Annotated in this window: 21 protein-coding genes; 16 read left to right on the forward strand and 5 right to left on the reverse strand. The window is 70.3% G+C overall.

What is annotated here, in order from left to right; translation table 11 throughout:
- Positions 1 to 15 precede the first annotated feature (15 nt).
- Positions 16 to 711 carry a TetR/AcrR family transcriptional regulator gene (locus ACRWNM_RS08110; RefSeq protein ID WP_431965078.1) on the reverse strand — a complete coding sequence of 232 codons (696 nt, stop codon included), beginning with the start codon at positions 709 to 711 and terminating at the stop codon, positions 16 to 18.
- 60 nt (positions 712 to 771) lie between these two features.
- Between ACRWNM_RS08110 and ACRWNM_RS08115 the strand changes: the two genes are divergently transcribed.
- Positions 772 to 1,449, forward strand: a complete 678-nt coding sequence (locus ACRWNM_RS08115; protein ID WP_431965080.1) for a DUF4386 family protein — start codon at positions 772 to 774, stop codon at positions 1,447 to 1,449.
- A 29-nt stretch (positions 1,450 to 1,478) separates the two neighbouring features.
- Here the strand turns inward: ACRWNM_RS08115 and ACRWNM_RS08120 are convergent, their stop codons facing one another.
- Entirely contained in the window at positions 1,479 to 2,168 is a 690-nt protein-coding gene (locus ACRWNM_RS08120) for a pyridoxamine 5'-phosphate oxidase family protein (RefSeq protein WP_431965082.1), read from the reverse strand.
- Between the two features lie 79 nt (positions 2,169 to 2,247).
- On the opposite strand from ACRWNM_RS08120, the gene ACRWNM_RS08125 reads away from it, so the two are divergent.
- The 4 genes from ACRWNM_RS08125 to ACRWNM_RS08140 all read left to right on the forward strand — a co-directional run bounded on the left by ACRWNM_RS08125 (position 2,248) and on the right by ACRWNM_RS08140 (position 6,957).
- Positions 2,248 to 3,684, forward strand: coding sequence for a PLP-dependent aminotransferase family protein (locus ACRWNM_RS08125; RefSeq protein WP_431965084.1), 1,437 nt, complete (start codon positions 2,248 to 2,250; stop codon positions 3,682 to 3,684).
- Between the two features lie 69 nt (positions 3,685 to 3,753).
- Positions 3,754 to 3,999 carry a DUF2630 family protein gene (locus ACRWNM_RS08130; RefSeq protein ID WP_431965086.1) on the forward strand — a complete coding sequence of 82 codons (246 nt, stop codon included), beginning with the start codon at positions 3,754 to 3,756 and terminating at the stop codon, positions 3,997 to 3,999.
- Positions 3,996 to 5,432 carry a dihydrolipoyl dehydrogenase family protein gene (locus ACRWNM_RS08135; RefSeq protein ID WP_431965088.1) on the forward strand — a complete coding sequence of 479 codons (1,437 nt, stop codon included), beginning with the start codon at positions 3,996 to 3,998 and terminating at the stop codon, positions 5,430 to 5,432. Before ACRWNM_RS08130 ends, ACRWNM_RS08135 begins: the two co-directional genes overlap by 4 nt.
- Positions 5,433 to 5,445: 13 nt before the next feature.
- Positions 5,446 to 6,957, forward strand: a complete 1,512-nt coding sequence (locus tag ACRWNM_RS08140; RefSeq protein WP_431965090.1) for a carboxylesterase/lipase family protein — start codon at positions 5,446 to 5,448, stop codon at positions 6,955 to 6,957.
- 9 nt (positions 6,958 to 6,966) lie between these two features.
- Here the strand turns inward: ACRWNM_RS08140 and ACRWNM_RS08145 are convergent, their stop codons facing one another.
- Together ACRWNM_RS08145 and cobF are read right to left on the reverse strand one after the other, a co-directional pair.
- Positions 6,967 to 7,836: an Fpg/Nei family DNA glycosylase gene (locus ACRWNM_RS08145; protein ID WP_431965092.1), complete on the reverse strand. Its 870-nt coding sequence runs from the start codon at positions 7,834 to 7,836 to the stop codon at positions 6,967 to 6,969.
- A 48-nt stretch (positions 7,837 to 7,884) separates the two neighbouring features.
- On the reverse strand, positions 7,885 to 8,625 hold the full coding sequence (gene cobF / locus ACRWNM_RS08150) for a precorrin-6A synthase (deacetylating) (RefSeq protein WP_431965095.1): 741 nt from the start codon (positions 8,623 to 8,625) through the stop codon (positions 7,885 to 7,887).
- Between the two features lie 106 nt (positions 8,626 to 8,731).
- Here cobF and ACRWNM_RS08155 point away from each other — a divergent pair, with 106 nt between their 5' ends.
- From ACRWNM_RS08155 to ACRWNM_RS08185, 7 genes are all read left to right on the forward strand, one after another.
- Positions 8,732 to 9,532: a thymidylate synthase gene (locus tag ACRWNM_RS08155; protein ID WP_431965097.1), complete on the forward strand. Its 801-nt coding sequence runs from the start codon at positions 8,732 to 8,734 to the stop codon at positions 9,530 to 9,532.
- A complete protein-coding gene (locus ACRWNM_RS08160) occupies positions 9,529 to 10,044 on the forward strand; it encodes a dihydrofolate reductase (protein WP_431965099.1) in 516 nt (171 codons plus the stop codon). Before ACRWNM_RS08155 ends, ACRWNM_RS08160 begins: the two co-directional genes overlap by 4 nt.
- Positions 10,045 to 10,217: 173 nt before the next feature.
- Entirely contained in the window at positions 10,218 to 10,544 is a 327-nt protein-coding gene (locus ACRWNM_RS08165; RefSeq protein ID WP_431965101.1) for a LuxR family transcriptional regulator, read from the forward strand.
- A gap of 85 nt (positions 10,545 to 10,629) precedes the next feature.
- On the forward strand, positions 10,630 to 11,691 hold the full coding sequence (locus ACRWNM_RS08170; RefSeq protein WP_431965103.1) for a Dyp-type peroxidase: 1,062 nt from the start codon (positions 10,630 to 10,632) through the stop codon (positions 11,689 to 11,691).
- Positions 11,688 to 12,488 (forward strand): family 1 encapsulin nanocompartment shell protein, encoded by an 801-nt coding sequence (locus ACRWNM_RS08175; protein ID WP_431965105.1) that lies wholly within the window; start codon positions 11,688 to 11,690, stop codon positions 12,486 to 12,488. The genes ACRWNM_RS08170 and ACRWNM_RS08175 overlap by 4 nt, the downstream gene beginning before the upstream one ends.
- A gap of 76 nt (positions 12,489 to 12,564) precedes the next feature.
- The gene (locus tag ACRWNM_RS08180) at positions 12,565 to 13,095 is read left to right on the forward strand and encodes a hypothetical protein (RefSeq protein WP_431965107.1); all 531 of its coding nucleotides are present in this window, start codon (positions 12,565 to 12,567) and stop codon (positions 13,093 to 13,095) included.
- A 98-nt stretch (positions 13,096 to 13,193) separates the two neighbouring features.
- Positions 13,194 to 14,639: a TerD family protein gene (locus ACRWNM_RS08185; RefSeq protein ID WP_431965401.1), complete on the forward strand. Its 1,446-nt coding sequence runs from the start codon at positions 13,194 to 13,196 to the stop codon at positions 14,637 to 14,639.
- An 11-nt stretch (positions 14,640 to 14,650) separates the two neighbouring features.
- Here the strand turns inward: ACRWNM_RS08185 and ACRWNM_RS08190 are convergent, their stop codons facing one another.
- Complete coding sequence (locus tag ACRWNM_RS08190; RefSeq protein WP_431965109.1) at positions 14,651 to 15,319, reverse strand: TetR/AcrR family transcriptional regulator; 669 nt, start codon at positions 15,317 to 15,319, stop codon at positions 14,651 to 14,653.
- Between the two features lie 211 nt (positions 15,320 to 15,530).
- Here ACRWNM_RS08190 and ACRWNM_RS08195 point away from each other — a divergent pair, with 211 nt between their 5' ends.
- The 4 genes from ACRWNM_RS08195 (at position 15,531) to ACRWNM_RS08210 (ending at position 20,545) form a co-directional block, all read left to right on the forward strand.
- Positions 15,531 to 17,072: an amino acid permease gene (locus ACRWNM_RS08195; protein ID WP_431965111.1), complete on the forward strand. Its 1,542-nt coding sequence runs from the start codon at positions 15,531 to 15,533 to the stop codon at positions 17,070 to 17,072.
- Positions 17,073 to 17,142: 70 nt separating this feature from the next.
- Positions 17,143 to 17,916, forward strand: a complete 774-nt coding sequence (locus tag ACRWNM_RS08200; RefSeq protein ID WP_431965113.1) for a DUF1989 domain-containing protein — start codon at positions 17,143 to 17,145, stop codon at positions 17,914 to 17,916.
- Positions 17,913 to 18,533 carry an urea amidolyase associated protein UAAP2 gene (locus ACRWNM_RS08205; RefSeq protein WP_431965115.1) on the forward strand — a complete coding sequence of 207 codons (621 nt, stop codon included), beginning with the start codon at positions 17,913 to 17,915 and terminating at the stop codon, positions 18,531 to 18,533. The genes ACRWNM_RS08200 and ACRWNM_RS08205 overlap by 4 nt, the downstream gene beginning before the upstream one ends.
- Entirely contained in the window at positions 18,530 to 20,545 is a 2,016-nt protein-coding gene (locus tag ACRWNM_RS08210; RefSeq protein WP_431965117.1) for a 5-oxoprolinase/urea amidolyase family protein, read from the forward strand. The genes ACRWNM_RS08205 and ACRWNM_RS08210 overlap by 4 nt, the downstream gene beginning before the upstream one ends.
- Positions 20,546 to 20,547: the final 2 nt, after the last annotated feature.

Raw genomic sequence — 20,547 nt, forward strand, 5'->3', positions numbered from 1 at the left:
GCCCGAGGCCGCGCATCACCCCACGGGCAGCCCGTCCAACAACGCACGCAGACTCCAGGCGAACTGCTCGGAACCTATCCATTGCGCCATGAGGTCGCGACTCTCGTGGGTGTGCGGCCAGCGCTCGGCGGGAATCTCCGCCAGAGCGGCGCGGCGTTGCGCGATGCGCTCGGATTCGGGCGGCAGCGGCGGGCGGCCGTCGGTCTCGGCGACCTCCATCGCGATCGCACCGATCACCTGGACCATGACGGCGTAGGCGGCGCGCGCTCGGTGGTCCGGGGACAGGCCGCCCCTGGCGAGGCAGGCCAGCAGGGCTTCGCCTACGTCGCGGGCGGCGGGGCCGTCCATGGGCGCGGTCATCATCAGCGCCGCGACCGCCGGGTGTTCCAGCACGCGACGGCGCAGCTCGACGGCGAATTCGACAATGGCCGAACGCCATTCGACGTCGGCATCGGCGAGCACCGTCAACGGCACCGAGCCGAGCACCCGCTCGATCACCGCGCGCTCGAGGTCGGCGCGGCTGGCGACGTAGGTGTAGACGGCGTTCGGGTTCACCCCGAGCCGCCCCGCGACCGCCCGGATCGAGACCGCCGCCGCGCCTCCCTCGTCGAGCAGCAGCAATGCGGTGTCCACCACCTGCGCCTCGGTGAAGGAGCGGCGCTCGGGACGGATTCTGCGTTCCCCCTGGGGCATTGACTTCGCTGCGGACACGCGCTTGACTGTACCGCGTACAGCTAGCTGTACTCCGTACAGCCAGAATGGAGTGAAACCGTGTCCACCAGGCCCTGGCCGACCATTGCCCTGCTCGTCGCCGCCCCCGTCGCCCTGAATGTCGCTTTCCTCGGACTGGGCGCCGTCTTCGACTACCCCGATGTGTTGCAACAGCCCGCCCCCGACGTGCTCGAACTGTTCCGGGCGAACCGATTCGCGGTGATCACCTGGTTCGCCGTCCTCGCCGCGGCGGCACTCGCGCTCGCCCCGCTCGCGATCCGAATCGGCCGACTCGACAACTCGCCGATCATGCGCCGCGCCGTCCACCTCGGGGTCGCGGCCGCCGCAGTCCAGGCGATCGGGCTCTTGCGCTGGCCCCTGCTCGTCCCGGTATTGGCCGACCGCGCCGCCGCGGAAGGGCCCGGCTCCTCCGCGGTGCGCACCTTCGAACTGCTCGGCTCGATCCTGGGCACCGCGCTCGGCGAAACCCTCGGCTATCTGCTGACCGCCGCGTGGATCACCCTGGTCTGCCTCGCTTTACGGCAGACCTTCCCGCTCTGGTTCACGACGCTCGGCTACGCCTGCGCCGCCTCGATCGCGCTGGGCGTCCTCATCCCGCTCGACCTGCCCTACGTGGACACCGCCAACTTCCTCGGCTACATCCTGTGGAGCGCGTGGCTACTCCTCTTCGCGGCGCTGCTCACCGCCCGCCCGCAACCCGCCGAAGCCCCCGCCTGAATCCAGGCCCCGCGCACAGCTCGAATTCCTCACCGCGCCAATGAAACCCCCAACGCACTCCGCTCCAGCACATCGGCGGGAACCCCGATCCCGTCCGCCAGGTCCGGCGAATCGATCGGCGCGTCCCACACCTGACGCAGCGGCAGCACGCCCGCCCAGGTCGGGCTGTCGGCATCGGTCGGATCGTCCAGCGGCCCGCCCGCGCGGACCTTGACCGACGCCTCGGTCAGGTCGAGCGCCAGCACCATGGTGGCGGCGAGTTCCTTCTTGTTCGGCGGGCGCACGCGGTGCCACGCACCGGGGGCGGCGTGCTCGACGATCACCCGCAGGGCCAGCGTGCGCGCGTCGGGGTCGGTCAGTTCGACCGCCCGGCCGTGCACGACCGCCGAGCGGTAGTTCATCGAGAAGTGCATGGCGGAGCGGGCGTAGACGACGCCGTCGACGTGCGTGACCGCGACGGAGATGTCACCGGCCAGAGCCGCGCGCATGCTGCCCGAACCGGTCGATCCGTGCAGGTAGAGGGTGTCGCCGTCGCGACCGTACGCGGTCGGCAGCACCACGGGGCTGCCGCCGAGGACGACGCCGACGTGACAGATCAGACCGGCGTCGAGCACGGCGTCCAGTTCGGCGCGGTCGCTGCGGCCGCGTTCTTTCGACCGCGTCAGCGTGCTGCGCGGGGTCGGGGACAAGGGCGGGCGGGCGCTGGTCGAGTGCGTCATGAGACAAGCGTCCGGCACGAAGTGGCATTCTTGAATAGCCAATTCATTCCGATTCTCGCAGTCCAATCCGAGGTGCCCGGTGCTCGACGACCTACCTCTCGCGCTCGATCGAGACGCGCCCGAACCGCTGTCGGTGCAGGTGGCCGATGGCCTGCGCGCCGCGGCCACCTCGGGCCTGCTGCGCACCGCGGACCGGCTGCCGTCCTCGCGGGCGCTGGCGCGGCGACTCGGCGTCAGCCGGACCGTGATCGCCGCGGCCTACGACCAGCTGCACGCCGAAGGCTGGCTCGAGGGCAAACGAGGATCGGGCACCTACCTCACCACCGCGCCCGCCGCCGCCCCCGTGCCACACCACGTCGCCGTCGACCCGGATCTCGCAGGCCTCGGCTACGACCTCGTCCCCGGCGCGCCCTGCATCGAGGCCATGGACCGACCGGCGTGGCGTCGCGCCTGGCGGGCCGCCTCCGACCAACCACCGGTCATCCGCAAGGACCGCGCGGGCGAACCGGAATATCGCGTGGCCGTCGCCGAACACCTGCTACGCCACCGGGGTCTGAGCGCGGGCAGCGACACCGTCGTGCTCGTCACGGCCGGAACCAGTTCCGCGGTGGGCGAACTCGCCGCCGCCCTGCTGCGGCCCGGCGATACCGTCGCCATAGAGGATCCCGGCTACCAGAGGGCGGCGGGAGCCTTTCTGGCTGCGGGCATCCGAGTACTTCCGGTGCCCGTCGATGCCGAGGGGCTGCGCGTCGACGACCTGCCTCCGAACGTCGAGGCGGTGTATTGCACACCGGCGCATCAGTTTCCGCTCGGCGCGCGAATGCCCGCAGCTCGTCGCGTGCAGCTCGTCGAATTCGCCCGGCGCAGAGGCATATTCGTGATCGAAGACGACTACGACGGCGAATTGCGCTACGACACCGCCCCGCTGCCGCTGCTCGCCGCGATGGCGCCCGATGTGATCGTGCACCTCGGCACGACAAGCAAGATCCTCTCGCCGGTGCTCGGCGTCGGGTGGCTGGTCGCGGCGCCGTGGATCGCCGCGGCGGTGCTCGCGCATCGCGATCGCACCGGCACCTCGCCGAGCCCGGCGGGCCAGCGCGTCCTCGCCGAACTCGCCGCGCACGGCGACCTGGCCAGGCACCTGCGCAGGCTGCGGCGCGCGCTCCCGCCCCGCCGGGAACTGGTCGTCACGGAGTTGCGCCGCCGCGGGTTGACTGTGGTCGGCGACGACGCGGGCTCGCACGTCGTGGTGCCGCTGCCGACGGCGGAGGCCGAACAGCGCGCGGTCGACGCGGCCGCCGCGCGCGGCGTCGTCCTGGACGGGCTGGCCCGGCATCACCTCTTCTCCCAGCACGACACGGGATCGCCGCCGCCGAGCAGCTTCGGCATCGCGCTCGGTTACGCGGCACCGAGCTCGCGCGACCTGCACGCGGCCGTCCCGATCGCCGCCGAGTGCCTCGCGGAAGTGGCCGCCGGGCAACCGTCACGACCCTCGACTTCGCCGACCCGGTCGTAGCATGGTCGGTGACCGCACCCGGTCGCTGCACGCCCTGCCGTATACCTCCGAGTATCGAAGTGGTGACTCATGACCGAACAGGACATCCTGGAACGCATCAAGCAACTGGTCGACGACGAGCACAGGCTGCGCTCGAAGGCGACCTCCGGCGAGGTGGACCCGGTGACCGAACGGCAGCGGCTGGCCGAGCTGGAAGTGATGCTCGACCAGTGCTGGGATCTGCTTCGGCAGCGCAGGGCCAGGATCTACGCGGGCGCCTCCCCCGACGACGCGCAGGTCAGCCCGCCGCGCCAGGTCGAGGGCTACCTGCAGTGAGCTCCGATCCGGCCGCCGAGTACGACGTCATCGTGATCGGCGGCGGACCCGCAGGGGAGAACGCCGCCGCCTACGCCATCGCGGGCAGCGACCGCACCGCCGCGATCGTCGAGCGCGAATTGCTCGGCGGCGAATGCTCGTACTGGGCCTGTATGCCGAGCAAAGCGCTGCTGCGCCCCGGACATCTGCTCGCCGCCGCCCGCGCCCTCCCCGGCATCGACGCGAAGGGCTTGGACGTCGAGGCCGTGCTCGCCCGCCGCGACCGGATCGTGCACGACCACGACGACAGCGGCCAAGCCGAGTGGGCCGAGCAGAGCGGCATCGAAGTGATCCGCGGTTCAGGGCGACTCGCCGGAGAACGTCTGGTCGAGGTCGACGGCCGTACGCTGCGGGCCAGGCACGCGGTGGTGCTCGCGACCGGAACCCGGGCTCGTGTCCCCGACGTACCCGGCCTGCGCGACGCTCTCCCGTGGACCTCCCGCGACGCGACCAACCTGCACGAGGTCCCGCAGCGCGCGGTCGTCGTCGGCGGCGGTGTGGTGGCCTGCGAATCGGCGACCTGGCTCGCCACGCTCGGCGCCGAGGTGACCATGCTGGTGCGCGGCAAGGCGCTGCTCGGCAACGCCGAGCCGTTCGCGCGAGAGCGGGTCGCGAGCGCGCTCGCCGATTCGGGCGTGCGGGTGCTGTTCGAGACCGAACCGGAGAGCGTCACGCGCGCGGAGCCGAAGGACACCGGCGAGGGCCGGATCCACGGCGGCGCCGTCACCGTGCGGACGCGCGGCGGGCACACCGAATCGATCGAGGCCGACGAGATCGTCGTCGCGGCCGGGCGCGGACCCGCGACCGCCGAACTCGGGCTCGCCGCCGTCGGATTGGCGGACGACTACGTGGAGGTCGACGATCACCTGTCCGCGCGCGAAGTCCCCGGCGACTGGCTGTACGCGGTGGGCGACGTGAATCACGGTCCCGCACTGACGCATATGGGCAAGTACCAGGCCAGGATCTGCGGCGACGTGATCGCCGCGCGCGCCGAGGGCCGCCCGCTCACCGGAGCGCGCTATGCCGCGACCGCCGACCACGAGCAGGTCCCGCAGGTGGTCTTCACCAGCCCCGAGGTGGCCTCGGTCGGCCTCACCGAGGCGGCGGCCCGCCGCGCGGGCTACGACGTCGACACCGTGGAGATCGATATCGCGGTCGCCGGTTCGTCGCTCGCCCGCGAGAACTATTCCGGCCGAGCCAAGATCGTCATCGACACCGCCGCCGACACCCTGCTCGGGGCGACCTTCGTCGCACCGGAGATCGGCGAGCTGCTGCACGCCGCCACCATCGCGGTGGTCGGCAAGGTCCCGCTCGACACCCTGTGGCACGCCGTGCCCGCCTATCCGACGGTCAGCGAGATCTGGTTACGCCTGTTGGAGGCCCGCCGCGCATAGCTACCATCGATCAATGGTGGCAACGATCGACATCGAGACCGCGGACGGCGTTGTCCGCGGTCACCGCGGTCGCCGTGTTGTGCGCTGGCGCTCACTGCCGTACGCCGCGCCGCCGGTGGGAGACCTGCGATTTCGCGCTCCACAGCCGGTGCGGCCGTGGACCGGGGTGCGCACCGCCACCGAGTTCGGCTTCGCGTCCATGCAACACAGGGCGGGCGCCCGCATCGGCCCGAGGGCCTATCAGCCGACCAGCGAAGACTCGCTGACACTGAATGTCACCGCGCCCGCCACGCCGTCCGTCGGCCTTCGACCGGTGCTGGTGTTCATCCACGGCGGCGGCTACCTGATCGGCACCTCGGCGCTGGCGCTGTATTCGGGTGCGCGGCTCGCGCTGCGCGGCGACGCGGTGGTGGTGTCGCTGAACTATCGGCTCGGCGCCTTCGGTTACGTCGACTTCAGCGCCTTCGGCACGCCGCAGCGACCCTTCGACGCCAACCTCGGCCTGCGCGATCAGGTCGCCGCGCTGGAATGGGTGCGGCGCAATATCGCCGAGTTCGGCGGTGACCCGGACAACGTCACGATCTTCGGCGAATCCGCGGGCGCACACGCCGTGCTCGCCCTGCTCGCCACCCCCGCCGCCAGCGGACTGTTCCACCGCGGCATCGCTCAGAGTCCGCCCGCCGATTGGGCATTGAGCGCCGAGGACGCCGCGGCCTTCGCCCGACGCTGCCTCGATACCCTCGGCGCCGATCCCGCCGACGCGGCCCGCGCGCTGATCGAGGCGCCCGCCAACGACATTCGCCGGGCCGTCGACCGCACGAGCAACGTGGTGCTGAGCGAGCGTCCTGGCCTGTTCCCCATCTGCCCGGTGGTGGACGGCGACTACCTGCCGCGATCCCCGGTCGACGCGATCTCCGCGGGCGCGGCGCACCGAGTGCCGCTCGTCATCGGCACCAATCGCGACGAGGGCGCGCTGTTCGCGCGGTTCGCCGACAAACTGCCCACCAATCCGAGGCGCTTGCACGCCATGTTCGCCCGCGCCGGTGGGGAGTTCGAGGCCAGGGTCACGGCGGCCTATCCGGGTTACCCGCAGCCTCGGGCCGCGGTGCGCATGGGGGGTGACTACGTCTTCTGGCGTCCGTCCGTCACGGTGATGGAAGGGCACAGCCGTCACGCGCCGACCTATGCCTACCGCTACGACTTCGCCCCGCGCGCATTGCGACTCGCTGGTGTCGGCGCGACCCACGCCAGCGAGCTGATCCCGGTCTTCGGCGCCGCCGACAGCCCGATCGGGCGTGCCTTCACCGCGGCGGGCGGCCGCCGCGGCCTGCTCGCGGTGACCGAGCAGTTCCAGGACAACTGGCTGTCCTTCGCCCGCACCGGCGCGCCGCTGCCGTCCTGGCCCGCCTATACCGAGGACGCCAGAACCACGCTGGTCATCGACGACCCGACCCGGCTCGAGCACGACCCGGACCGCGCGAAACGACTGGCCTGGCACGGTATTCGCGTGCCGACCCTGACCTGACGGCCGGGCTCACTTCAACAGTCGCGACATCCGGCGGTCGGCGAGCACCTTGCCGCCGGTCTGGCAGGTCGGGCAGTACTGGAAGGACCGTTCGGCGTAGGAGACCTCGCGGACGGTGTCGCCGCAGACCGGGCAGGGCAGCCCGGTGCGCGCGTGAACCCGCATGCCCGAACGCTTCTCGCCCTTGAGCCGCGCCGCGTCCTGGCCGACCGAGCGCTGGACCGCGTCGGTGAGCACGGTGCGCATCGCCTCGTACAGCTGCGCGATCTTCTCCGCGGGGAGCGTCTTCGTGTTCGCGAACGGCGAGACCTTGGCCGTGTGCAGGATCTCGTCGGAGTAGGCGTTGCCGACGCCCGCCAGCAGCGACTGGTCGACGATCGCCGTCTTGATCCGCTGCGAGGCGCCGTGCAGGATCTCGGCGAACTGCGGCTCGGTGACGTCGAGCGCGTCCAGTCCGAGCCGTGCGATGCCGGGCACCATCTTCGGATCCTCGACGATGTACACCGCGAGCCGCTTCTTGGTGCCCGCCTCGGTCAAGTCGAACGCGGGTGTGGCGCCCTCGGGCGTGAAGAAATGCACCCGCAGCGCGAGCGGGCTCTTGCCGCCCGGTTTCGGCGGTGTGGGGCTCGGCTCGTCGATCCAGCGCAGCCAGCCGCCGCGGGACAGATGGGTGATCAGCCAGAGTCCCGAGCAGTCCATGCCGAGGAACTTGCCCCAGCGGTCGGCGCCGGTGACGTCCCGCCCGGACAGCGCCGTCACCGGCGGATCGAACGTCTTGACCGCGCTGAGCGCGGCGACGTCGACACGCCCCACCACCGCGCCGACCGCGTGTTCCCGGAGGAACTGCGCCAACGCCTCCACTTCCGGTAGCTCGGGCACGCGTCCCAGGCTACCCGGGGCCACCGACAGTCGCGGCGGACGAAAAGATCAGTCGCGGCGCAACAGATAGATGTCCATGATCCAGCCCTTCGCGGCCCGCAGCTGGTCCCGCCGCCGCAGGATCTCGTCCTGCACCTCGCGCAGCGGACCCTCGACGAGCGTCTCGTCGGGCATGCCGAGATAGGCGCCCCACCAGATGTGCACGTCGTCACCCGGCACCTCGGTGAAGGAGCACTCGCCGTCCAGCATGACCAGCGTCGAGCCGGGGCCGAGCCCGTCCTCGCGCAGCCGCCGGCCGGTGGTGACGTGCACCGGCTCGCCGATCCGGTGCAGCACCACGCGATGCCGCGCGGCCAGCGCCTGCGCGCTGGTCACCCCGGGGATCACCTCGTAATCGAAGGTGGTCCGCCCGCTGTCGAGCACCAGCTCCACCATGCGCAGGGTGCTGTCGTAGAGCGAAGGATCGCCCCACACCAGGATCCCGCCGACGCCTTCCTCGGCCGCGAAAGCCTCCGCGAGCAGCGTGGCCCTGCGCTCGTGCCAGTCCGCGACGACACCGCGATAGTCGGCGGGATCGCGGTCGCGCGGCGGGTCGGCGATCTCGACGACCCGGTAGGGCCGCTCGACGTGCTCCGCCAGGATCGTGGTCCGCACGTCGAACAGCTCCTGCTTCTCGACGCCTTTGGCGATCACGAAGAACGTGTCGACCTGCCGCATGGCTTTGATCGCCTGCACCGTCACCTGGTCGGGGTCGCCCGCACCGATGCCGATCACGAAGAGCTTGCGCATGTGCCTGAGCTTGCCAGCATCCCGCCGCCGCGCGGCAATCACACCGCCCGCGCGGCGGCAATCCGGGCGCAGGTCCGCGCACGCACGGACAGTAAGCTTGCGACTCGTGGCGACGGATACGCAGTACGAGGATTTGCTCCGGCTGGTGCTCGAGGCCGGGACGGCGAAGGCGGATCGCACCGGCACGGGTACCCGCAGCGTGTTCGGCCACCAGCTGCGCTACGACCTCGCGGCGGGCTTCCCGCTGATCACCACCAAGAAGGTGCACCTCAAGTCGATCGTGTACGAACTGCTGTGGTTCCTGCGCGGCGAGTCCAACGTCGGCTGGCTGCGCGAGCACGGCGTCACGATCTGGGACGAGTGGGCGGACCAGCAGGGCGAACTAGGCCCCGTCTACGGCGTGCAGTGGCGTTCCTGGCCGACCCCCGACGGCGCGCACATCGACCAGATCACCCAGGTGCTCGACACCTTGCGCACCGATCCCGATTCGCGGCGCATCATCGTCTCCGCGTGGAACGTCGCCGAGCTGAACAAGATGGCGCTGGCCCCGTGCCACGCGTTCTTCCAGTTCTACGTGGCCGACGGCAAACTGTCCTGCCAGCTGTACCAGCGCAGCGCGGACCTGTTCCTCGGCGTGCCGTTCAACATCGCCAGCTACGCGCTGCTCACCCACATGGTGGCGCAGCAGGCCGGGCTGGGGCTCGGCGACTTCATCTGGACCGGCGGCGACTGCCACATCTACGACAACCACGTCGAGCAGGTCACCGAGCAACTCGGCCGCGCGCCCTACCCGTTCCCCGAGCTGCGCCTTCGCCGGGCGCCGAGCCTGTTCGACTACACCTACGAGGACGTTGAAGTGGTTGGCTACCAGCACCATCCGGCGATCAAGGCGCCGGTGGCGGTATGATCGCGGCCGTGCGCACTCGCACCATCGGCCTGATCTGGGCCCAGACCCCCGACGGCGTGATCGGCTTCGAGAACACCATCCCCTGGCGCGTTCCCGAGGACATGGCCAACTTCCGCACCGTGACCTGGGGCCATCCGGTGATCATGGGCAGGCGCACCTGGGATTCGCTGCCGCCCAAGTTCCGCCCGCTGGCCGGGCGCCGCAACATCGTGGTCACCAGGCAGGCGAACTGGTCGGCGGCGGGCGCCGAACGCGCCGGTTCGCTGTCCGAGGCGCTGCAACTGAGCGCACCGGATCCGGTGTGGATCGCGGGCGGCGGCGAAATCTACCGCGCCGCCATGGATTTCGCGACCGAGCTGGTGGTGACCGAGGTGGAGATCAGCGTCCAGGGCGACGCGCACGCCCCCACCATCGGTCCGGAGTGGCACGCCGACGAACCCGAGGAATGGCGCACGTCCGCCACCGGGCTGCGCTTCCGCATCCGCCGGTATCTGCGCCGCGCCGACGTCTGAGGGCGCTCGCGGGCAACACGCCGCTGACGGGGCAGGCCCGGCAAACCCGGCACGCGGGCGGCCCCGTTCGGGCATACTCCTGGATATGCGGCGGTGCGGACCATCGTCCGTCCGAGCGCACCGAGCCGGTGACACCAGCCCTGCACCGGCGGATGTGACGCGAAAGGCAGTCCATGGACAAGAAATCCCTGACCGCGGTCGCTCGCCAGCAATTGAAATTGGCCGCAACTGCCACCAGCGGGCGAAGCTCACAGACCATCTACGGCGGCCACGCCCACACGCTGCGCCAGACCGTCGTCGGCCTCACGGCGGGCCAGAGCCTGGCCGAACACGACAACACGGGCGATGCCACCCTGCTGGTGCTCACCGGCACCCTGACCTTGATCAGCGGCGCGAACGAATGGAAGGGCTCGGCGGGTGACCTGCTCGTCATCCCCAAGGCGCGGCACAGCGTGAAAGCGGTCGACGACGTGGCGTTTCTGCTGACCGTCGCGAAGTAGACCGGAGCCGTTCAGCCCGGGTTTCGCCGGGCGTGGCCGGGTGCGCCGACCGACCGGCTGTGGCCGCACCATTACTCTGTTGATCATGGGTGAGCCGCAGCCGATCCTCGAACCGCTCACACCGGCCGCGATCTTCCTCGTCGCCACCATCGACGAGGGCGGAGAAGCGGCGGTGCGCGATCTGCTCGCCGACCTGCCCGGTTTGCGCCGTTCGGTCGGCTTCCGCCTGCCGGGGGCCGGGTTGAGCTGTGTCGCGTCGATCGGCTCGGACGCGTGGGACCGCTTGTTCGCGGGGCCGCGGCCCGCCGAGCTGCATCCGCTGCGCGAGTTCGTCGGCGCGCACCATCGGGCGCCGTCCACGCCGGGCGATCTGCTGTTCCACATCAGGTCCGAGGTGCACGACGCCTGTTTCGAGCTGGCGATGGTGATCGGCGACCGGCTCGCGGGCGCCGCGACCATCGTCGACGAGACCGTCGGCTTCCGTTATTTCGAGCAGCGCGACCTGCTCGGTTTCGTGGACGGCACCGAGAATCCCGAGGGCTCGTCCGCGGTGAGCGCCGCCCTGATCGGCGACGAGGACCCCGAATTCGCCGGTGGCAGTTACGTCATCGTGCAGAAGTACCTGCATCCGCTCGACGAGTGGCGCGCGCTCACGGTCGAGGAGCAGGAGAAGATCATCGGCCGCACCAAGCTGGACGATTTCGAGCTCTCCGACGAGGACAAGCCCGCCGATTCGCACGTCGCGGTGAACACCCTGGTCGACGCGGACGGCAACGAACGCCAGATCGTGCGCGCCAACATGCCGTTCGGCAGCGTGCGCGAGGGCCAGTTCGGCACCTACTACATCGCTTACGCGGCCACCCCGAGCGTCACCGAGACCATGCTCTCGCGGATGTTCGAGGGCACCGAAGAGGCTGCCTACGACCGCATCCTGGACTTCTCGGTCGCGGTCACCGGCACGCTGTTCTGCACGCCGCCACTGGATTTCTTCGACGACCTGCCGCCCGCGCCGGACGCGGCGGCCGCCGAAGAGACGGGCGGGGAATCTCTGCCGCGCAATGACGTTGATATGCCCGACGTCGATATGTCCGCCGTGGCGGGCGACGGCTCACTCGGTATCGGCACGTTGAAAAGGAGCACGCTGTGAACAACCTCCATCGCGAACTCGCGCCGATCACCTCCGAGGCATGGACGGCGATCGAAGAAGAAGCCACCCGCACCTTCAAGCGGCACATCGCGGGCCGCAGGGTGGTCGACGTGTCCGGCCCGCACGGCGCCTCCTACTCCGCCGTCGGGCTCGGCCGCACCACCCCGATCGACGCGCCGGACGAGGGCGTGCAGGCGCGCCAGCGCGTGGTCGCGCCGCTGGTCGAGTTGCGCGTGCCGTTCACGCTCTCGCGCGAAGAACTCGACAACGTCGAGCGCGGCGCCAAGGACACCGATCTGGATCCGGTGAAGGAGGCCGCGCGGCGCATCGCGTTCGCCGAGGACCGCGCCATCTTCGAGGGCTATCGGGGCGCGAACATCACCGGTATCCGGGCGAGCTCGTCGAACGAGCCGATCCAGGTGCCCACCGATCCGCGCCTGGTCCCGGAGGCCGTCGCGCAATCGCTGAGCGCGCTGCGCCTGGCCGGCGTCGACGGACCGTACTCGGTGCTGCTCAGCGCCGACCTCTACACCGCGGTGAGCGAGACCTCCGACCACGGTCATCCGATCCGCACTCACATCGAGCGCCTCATCCCGGAGGGCGAGATCATCTGGGCGCCCGCCATCGACGGCGCGTTCGTGCTGACCACCCGCGGCGGCGATTTCGATCTGAGCCTCGGCCAGGACCTCTCGATCGGTTACCTCTCGCACGACGCCGACTCGGTGCGGCTCTACTTCCAGCAGAGCTTGCAGTTCCTGGTCTACACCGCGGAGGCGGCGGTCGCACTACACGCCTGATGGCTGCGCGCCTCCCGCTCCGGCCGCCGAACGAGCAGGTACGGTGAGCCCGTAAGTCCCCGGGAGGCGAGACAGAATGACGATGGTGCGCGCGGGCGTGGTCCCGACTCGACGAGCCATGCTGTACGGCGTGCTCGGCATCGCGGTGACCGTTCTGGTGTGCGCCGCGATCGTCACCGGTTTCGGGCTGAATCGGGTGTTCACCGGCCTGCTCGCGGGCGGCGTCGGCGGCATCGCGTTGCTGGTGGCGCTCTTCGGGCGGGACGCGATCGTGCTCACCGAGGGCGCCATCTATCGCCGCACGCCGTGGGCGGAGTCCAGCATCGCATGGGACAGGGTGATCGCGGGCCGATTCGCGCTCGACGACCGGGCGCGCTGGTCGCTGGCGCTCGATCTGGCGGGCGGCGACGAGCAGCACGGCGAACTGGTGCTGCTGTCCATCCCGCCGGTGATCCGTCCCGTGTCGGGCGCGTACGACCTGCGCAAACGCGATCAGGTGAATCAGATACGGGAGATGCTGCGCCACAAGCAGGTTCCGGTGACGGTCTTGCCGGAGATCGCCGGTGCGCTGAGTACGCACTGGAACGTCGCACCGCCGACGCGCTGAACCCACCGGCGAACGAACCGGTCGCGCCGTTCTTCCGCCATGGCGGCGAACACGGATGACGAGCACCACCCGCGTCGTATACGTTGACTGCTGTGTCGATGATGAAGGGCGCCAACGTTGCGGTGCCGATGTCCGCGGTCCGCATCGAGCTGGGGTGGCAATCGGGCCCGGGAATTCCGGACGCGGACGCTTCGGCTTTGCTGCTGGTCGGCGGAAAGGTCCGCTCCGACAACGACTTCGTTTTCTACAACCAGCCGCAGCACCCGTCGGGCGCCGTCCGGTACGAGGGTAAGCAGCAGGGGCCGACGGTGCTCGACGTGCTGTCGGTGCAGCTGGCGCAGGTCGAACCGCAGATCGACACCATCGTCGTCGCGGCCTCCGCCGACGGTGGCACCTTCGGCCAGTTCCGCGGCCTGTACGTGCGGGTGCTCGACGCCACGAACGGCGCCGAGGTGGCCCGCTTCGACAGCACCGACGCCACCACCGAGACCGCGTTCGTGCTCGGCGAGCTGTACCGCCGCCAAGGCGCGTGGAAGTTCCGCGCGGTCGGCCAGGGTTACGCCTCCGGATTGGCCGGGCTGGCGACCGATTTCGGCATCAGCGTCGATGACGCTCCGGCGCCCGCGGCGCAGCAGCCGACGCCGCCGCCCGCGCCGACCCAGCAGTTCACGCCGCCGCCGACCCAGCAGTACGCGCCGCCTCCCCCGCCGCAGCAGCAGCCGTACGCGCCGCCTCAACAGCAATACGCACCGCCGCCTCAGCAGCAGCAATACGCACCGCCGCCATCGCAATTCGCACAGCAGCAGTACGCTCCCCCGCCTCCGCAGCAGCAGTATGCGCCGACCCCTCCGCAGCAGCAGCAATACGCTCCTCCGCCGCCTCCGCAAGGCGGCGGCGCGCCGGTGAACATGAGCAAGATCTCGCTCACCAAGGAAGCACCCTCGGTCTCGCTCACCAAGCAGGGCGCCACTCGCGGCACCATGCGGATCAACCTGAACTGGACCAGCCAATCCCACCGCGGCGGCGGCCTCTTCGGCAGGCGTCGCGGCGGAGGCGGCTTGGATCTGGATCTCAGCTGCTTCTTCGAGCTGGCCGACGGCCGGATCGGTTCGGTGCGCGCGCTGGACCGCTCGTTCGGCGCCCTCGATCGCCCGCCGTTCATTCAGCTGGACCAGGACGACCGCACCGGCAGCAGCGCCACCGGTGAGAACTTGGACATCAACCTGGATTTCACCGCCCAGTTCCGCCGCATCCTGGTCTTCACCTCGATCTACGAGGGCGCCAACGATTTCCGCGGCGTCCACGCCACCGCGACGCTCTACCCGCTGAACTGCCCGCCGATCGAGATGATGCTCGACGGCTGCGCGGACGACTCGCGCGACGCGGTGCTCGCGCACATCGAGAACATCAACGGCGAGCTGGTCGTCCGCCGCGAGGGCACCTTCGTCCGCCCGCCCGCGGGCAGGCCCGGCGCGGGCGTCATGGAGATCGCGCGGATGTACAACTGGGACTTCGGTTTCAAGGCCGGTCGCGGCAAGGGCTGACCCACCGCGGCCTAGTCCGCGGCGAGCCGCTCCAGCAGCAGAGCCGCGTCGGAGCGCGCCTCCTCCAGATCACCGGCCCAGCCGAGCATGCGCAGCGCGGCGTCGGGGATGGTCTGTTCGGCGTAGGCGGGCGCGCGGCCCTCGTCGGACCGGATGCTGATCACCGTCTCGACGAGCCGGAACGGCAGCACCTCCGCGCCGGGAATCCCCGCCGCGCCCGCGCCTTCGATGACGGACTCGGCCAATGTCTCATAGTGCCCGCGCAATTCGTCGCGGCGAAGGCGGAACGCCGCGAAGCGCTCGGTGCGCAGCTCGGGAAGCAGGTACAGCGCACCGAGATTCCAGCGCGCCGCGCAGAGCTGCCGCACGTCGAACCAGGCCAGCGCGTACAGGCGGGTGGGCGCGGGGTCCGCGTCGGCGCGCAGGCGTTCGGCGAGTTCGAGTGGGGCGGCGATGGTTTCGGTGAGCAGCGCGTCGAGGATGTCGTCCTTGGCGGCGAAATGGTGGTACAGGGAGGCCTGGCGGATGCCGACGGCGTCGGCCACCGCCCTGGTCGAGGTGTTGGCGTAGCCGTTGGTGGTGAACAGTTCGCCCGCCGCGTCCAGGATTTCCGCGCGCGGCGTGTGACCGCGGCGAGGTCGCTGTTCCACACGGGGACGGCCGGGACCGAGGTTTGCCACCTGCCCATTCTGGCACCGCGACCGACGGCGACGGTCGGCGCCATCGGCAGCCGTCATCCGACGGAGAGGTTTCTGTCACTTGATAGAAACTCAGGCAACGCAGAAGTTACCGGCGTTGCCGCAAGCGATACACGGCGGACATCGAAACCGCGATCGCGAGCGCAAAACTGTCATGCGATAGGTATTGGCCGCACGCCGAAGGACACCGCCCATGGCCACAACAGTCGCTCCGACTCCGCCCTCCGACGCCAACGTCGACAGCGCCGACCTCGCCAGTTTCGGCTATCGGCCCGTTCTCCACCGCAAGCTGGGCCGCTACGCCTCGTTCGCGGCAGGCTTCTCGTTCGTCTCGATCCTCACCACGATCTTCCAGTTCTTCGGCTTCGGCTACTCGTTCGGCGGCGCCGCCTTCTTCTGGACCTGGCCGATCGTCTTCGCCGGGCAGTTCCTCGTCGCGCTGAATTTCGCCGAACTGGCCGCCCGCTACCCACTTTCCGGCTGTATCTACCAGTGGTCGCGGCGGCTCGGCGGCGAGCTCGTGGGCTGGTTCGCCGGCTGGATGATGGTCGTCGCGCAGATCGTCACCGCGGCCGCGGCCGCCATCGCGCTCCAGGTGGTGCTGCCGACGATCTGGAGCGGATTCCAGATCGTCGGCGAGGACACCGCGCTCACCTCCGCATCCGGCGCGACCAACGCGGTGCTGCTCGGCAGCATCCTGCTCGTCGTCACCACCACGATCAACGTCATCGGCATCGACCTGATGGCGAAGATCAACTCCATCGGCGTCACCATCGAGATCGTCGGCGTCGCGGCGATCATCGGCCTGTTCTTCGTGAACAGCGAACGCGGCCCGGGCGTCGTGCTGCACACCGACCAGGCCGCGCCAGGACCGTACTGGGCCGCGTTCCTCGTCTCCGGGCTGATGGCCGCCTACGTGATGGTCGGATTCGATTCCGCCGGTGAGCTTTCCGAGGAGACCAAGAACCCGCGCCGGGTCGCGCCGCGCACCATTCTCACCGCGCTGTCGGTCTCCGCGCTGGGCGGCGGGCTCCTGCTGCTCGGCGCGCTGATGGCGGCGCCGAGCCTGGACGACGGCGCGCTGGCCACCGAGGGCCTCGCCTACGTCCTGACCTCGAAGCTGGACAGCCCGGCGGGCAAGGTGCTGCTCGGCTGTGTCGCCGTCGCGATCATGGTGTGCACACTGGCGATTCAGACCGCGGGCTCACGGCTCATGTTCTCGATGGCCCGCGACGGCAAGCTGCCCTTCGCCAGGCAGCTCGCCGCGGTGCACCCCCGCTACGGCACACCGGTGCCGCCCGCGGTGGTGATAGGCCTGCTCGGAATCATGCTGCTGGTGGTCAATCTCGGCAACGCCGCGATCTTCGCCACCCTCGCCAGCGTCTGCATCGTCTCGCTGTACCTGGCCTACTTGCTGGTCACCGTGCCGCTGCTGATCCGGCGGCTGCGGGGCTGGGGTCACACGGACGAGGTCGCCGACGAATCGCTGTTCACGCTGGGCCGCTTCGGGATTCCGGTCAACGCGCTGGCGGTCGTGTGGGGCGTCGTCATGGTGATCAACCTGGCCTGGCCGCGCGCCGAGGTGTACACGCCCAACGGCGGAGGCTGGTGGATGCTTTGGGCCGCACCGCTTTTCGTGCTCGCCGTGGCCACCGTCGGCGCGATCGTGCACCGGGTCGTCGTCGCCGCACCGCGCACCGCGTCGACCGGAGAGCCCGCCGGGCAACCGGCCTGACCACGTTCGTTCCGTGCGCGGCGGTCCGGCGACCGACCGCCGCGCACGGGTTCCCTTCGAAAGGACTCCGATGACCGAGCCAAGCAACCCCGAGCACGCGGGCACCGCCTCCACCGGGGGCGCCCGCTCACACGCTCGCGCCCAGGCCGCGGCCGCGACCCTCGCCCGGCCTGACCTGCCCTCCGAGGTGCCTGCCGGGAAGATCACCTGGTCGCAGCGCATTCCGGCGGGCGGCTACGCCAATGTCGTCCTCGGCCGCGGCACCCGCGTCCGGCTGACCGACCCCGCCGGGTCCGCGTGCGCCCACGTGCTGCTGCTGCGCGCCGACGCACCGTGGGAGCGGCTGAACGTCGCCGACACCGTGAAAGTGCCGTGGCAGGCGTACCTTTCGACAGGGCATCCGCTGCTCACCGATCAGGGCCGGGTGCTGGGCACCGTGCTGGCCGACAGCTCGGGTCACCACGACACCCTGTGCGGGCCCACGCCCGAGGCCCGCGACCTGCTGCGCCTCGCGGGCGCCAAACAGGGTCTCGCGCCGCGCGATATCGCCCCGAGCCTCTCGTTCTTCCGCGGCGTGCGTGTAGCGCCCGACGGCGCGCTGAGCGCGACGGGCAGCGCGCCCGCGGGCTCCTCGGTGGACCTGCTCGTCCACCTCCCCGCGGTGCTGCTGGTTGCCAACGCGGCGCACCCGCTCGACGAGCGCGCGACCACCGACCTCGACATCGTCGCCTGGTCCGCACCCAAAGACCTGACCGCGAACCACAACGGCGACCCGGAATACCTACGGGCCGTGCAGAACACCGAAGCGGCCTGGACGGCCATGACCCTGGAGATGACGGCATGACCCCGACCCTGTCCCGGACCGTCGTGCTCGACGAGACCGTGCGCGCCCGCGCGCCGTGGTCGGCGATCGTCCGCGCGGGCGAGCGACTGGAGATCATCGACCTGCACGGCAACCAGGCGGTGGACTGCCTGCTCTACTCCGCCGCCGACACCGCCGACCGCTACAGCGCCCAGGCCACCGTCGCCGCCCAGCGCAACATCTTCCTGACCACGGGCAGTGTGCTGCTGACCGAGGCGGGCACCGCGCTGATGACGGTGGTCGCCGACGAGGTGGGCAACCACGACACCATCGCGGGCGCCTGCTCGCAGGAGTCCAACACCCTTCGCTACGGACACCACACCCGTCACCAGCACGCCTGCGTGGAGAACTTCCTCGTCGAGGCGATGAAATGGGGCCTCGGCAAACGGGATCTGGTGTCGAACATCAACTGGTTCATGAACGTCCCGGTGGAACCCGACGGCACCCTCGGCATCGTGGACGGGTTGTCCGCGCCGGGCAAGAAGGTCACGCTGCGCGCCGAGATCGACACCTTGGTGCTGGTGTCCAACTGCCCGCAGATCAACAACCCGTGCAACGGTTTCGACCCCACACCCGTGCGCATGGTGATCACGCGATGACGGTCGTCGAGATTCCCGCCCCCGCGCCGGAACCCGAGATCGCCGAGGCGCCGGCCGCGTCCGTCGAAGTGGTGCGGCCCGGAATGCTCGTCACCGTGCAGGATTGGCCGGGCCGCGTCGGCTACTGGCACGTCGGTGTTCCGCCGTCCGGACCGATGGACGACCTGTCCTTCCGGCTCGGCAACCGGGTGCTCGGCAACGCCGAGGGCGCGGCGGGACTGGAATGCACGCTCGGCGGGCCCGCGCTCCGGTTCGCCACCGCGACATGGGTGTGCGTGACCGGCGCACCGGCGGATGTGACAGTGGACGGCGTGCCCGTCGAGCAGTGGCGGACGGTCCTGGTGCCCGCGGGCGCCGTACTGGAGATCGGCGCGATTCGCGGACCTGGCATGCGCACCTACGTGCTGTTGGCCGGCGGTATCGAGCTACCCGAATATCTCGGCAGCACCGCCACTTTCACTCTCGGCCGGTTCGGCGGCAGCGCGGGCGGGGCGCTGCGCGCCGGGGAGATCCTGCCGTTGGGCGCAGCGCGCGCACCCCTCGCGACCGCCGTGCCCGCCGACGACCGCCCGGTGCTGTCGCAACGCTGGGAACTGGCCGTCACCGAGGGACCGCACGGCGCACCGGAGTTCTTCACCCGCGCCGACTTCGACACCGTCATCGGCACCGATTACGAGGTGCACTTCAACTCCGACCGCACCGGTGTGCGGTTGATCGGTCCCAAGCCGGAGTGGGCGCGCACCGACGGCGGGGAAGCGGGCCTGCACCCGTCCAACATCCACGACACTCCGTATTCCGTTGGTGCGCTTGACTTCACCGGTGACACCCCGATCCTGCTCGGTCCCGACGGTCCGAGCCTCGGCGGCTTCGTCTGCCCGGTCACGGTGGTCGCGGCCGAGCGGTGGAAGCTGGGCCAGCTCAGCCCCGGCGACAAGGTGCGCTTCGTGCCGGTGCGCCGTGAGCACGCCGCCTCGCTGCGCGATCTCGGTCCTGGCCGTCGCGCCTCGTGGCCTTCGGTGCTTTCGCCGGGCGGCGACGGCGACGACGGTGTGCTGCGCCGCGCCGAGGTGGACGCGGAGACCGCGGTGACGTATCGCCGGGCCGGTGACGACGGCGTGCTCGTCGAATACGGTGCGATGACCTTGGATCTCGGCTTGCGTGCCCGCGTGCACGCGTTGCACCAGCACCTGCTGGCGGCGAACCCGCGCGGAGTGCTGGAGCTGACGCCGGGTGTGCGGTCCCTGCAGATCCGCGTCGATCCGCACGTCCTGTCCGTGCCCACGCTGCTGGGGCTGCTCGCCGAGGCCGAGCGGGAGCTGCCCGCGGGCACTGATCTCGTGGTGCCGAGCCGCACCGTGCACCTGCCGCTCTCCTGGGACGACCCCGCCACCAGGGAGGCGATCACCCGCTACATGCACGGCGTGCGCGCCGACGCGCCCTGGTGCCCGTGGAACATCGAGTTCATCCGCCGCATGAACGGTCTTGCCACGGTGCAGGACGTCTACGACACCGTCTTCGATGCGCAGTACCTGGTGCTCGGACTCGGCGACGTCTATCTCGGCGCCCCGGTGGCCACCCCGATCGATCCGCGCCACCGCCTGGTGACCACCAAATACAACCCCGCCCGCACCTGGACGCCGGAGAACGCGGTCGGCATCGGCGGCGCGTATCTGTGCATCTACGGCATGGAAGGGCCGGGCGGTTACCAGTTCGTCGGACGCACCACCCAGGTGTGGAACCACGCCGCCACCGAAATGCCTTGGCTGCTGCGCTATTTCGACCGCATCAGCTGGTATCCAGTGAGCGCGGAGGAATTGCTCGACATGCGAGCCGATTTCGCCGCGGGCAAGGTGGAGGTGCGCGCCGAGGAGGGCGAGTTCCGGCTCGCCGACTACCGTGCGTTCCTCGCCGACAATGCCGCCGACATCGACCGCTTCCGCGCGACGCAGGCGAAAGCCTTTGCCGCCGAGCGTGACTCGTGGCGGCGTGCGGGCGAGCTCGGCGTGGACTGAGC

It is taken from the genome of Nocardia sp. bgisy134 (assembly GCF_965341865.1).
Classification (GTDB): Bacteria; Actinomycetota; Actinomycetes; order Mycobacteriales; family Mycobacteriaceae; genus Nocardia.

What these genes read in the sequence shown, in the direction of transcription:
- ACRWNM_RS08120 (WP_431965082.1), bottom strand. Translation starts at nt 2,168, where the DNA reads ATGACGCACTCGACCAGCGCCCGCCCGCCCTTGTCCCCGACCCCGCGC.
- ACRWNM_RS08130 (WP_431965086.1), top strand. Translation starts at nt 3,754, where the DNA reads ATGACCGAACAGGACATCCTGGAACGCATCAAGCAACTGGTCGACGAC.
- ACRWNM_RS08140 (WP_431965090.1), top strand. Translation starts at nt 5,446, where the DNA reads ATGGTGGCAACGATCGACATCGAGACCGCGGACGGCGTTGTCCGCGGT.
- cobF (WP_431965095.1), bottom strand. Translation starts at nt 8,625, where the DNA reads ATGCGCAAGCTCTTCGTGATCGGCATCGGTGCGGGCGACCCCGACCAG.
- ACRWNM_RS08160 (WP_431965099.1), top strand. Translation starts at nt 9,529, where the DNA reads ATGATCGCGGCCGTGCGCACTCGCACCATCGGCCTGATCTGGGCCCAG.
- ACRWNM_RS08165 (WP_431965101.1), top strand. Translation starts at nt 10,218, where the DNA reads ATGGACAAGAAATCCCTGACCGCGGTCGCTCGCCAGCAATTGAAATTG.
- ACRWNM_RS08170 (WP_431965103.1), top strand. Translation starts at nt 10,630, where the DNA reads ATGGGTGAGCCGCAGCCGATCCTCGAACCGCTCACACCGGCCGCGATC.
- ACRWNM_RS08180 (WP_431965107.1), top strand. Translation starts at nt 12,565, where the DNA reads ATGACGATGGTGCGCGCGGGCGTGGTCCCGACTCGACGAGCCATGCTG.
- ACRWNM_RS08185 (WP_431965401.1), top strand. Translation starts at nt 13,194, where the DNA reads ATGATGAAGGGCGCCAACGTTGCGGTGCCGATGTCCGCGGTCCGCATC.
- ACRWNM_RS08195 (WP_431965111.1), top strand. Translation starts at nt 15,531, where the DNA reads ATGGCCACAACAGTCGCTCCGACTCCGCCCTCCGACGCCAACGTCGAC.
- ACRWNM_RS08200 (WP_431965113.1), top strand. Translation starts at nt 17,143, where the DNA reads ATGACCGAGCCAAGCAACCCCGAGCACGCGGGCACCGCCTCCACCGGG.
- ACRWNM_RS08205 (WP_431965115.1), top strand. Translation starts at nt 17,913, where the DNA reads ATGACCCCGACCCTGTCCCGGACCGTCGTGCTCGACGAGACCGTGCGC.
- ACRWNM_RS08210 (WP_431965117.1), top strand. Translation starts at nt 18,530, where the DNA reads ATGACGGTCGTCGAGATTCCCGCCCCCGCGCCGGAACCCGAGATCGCC.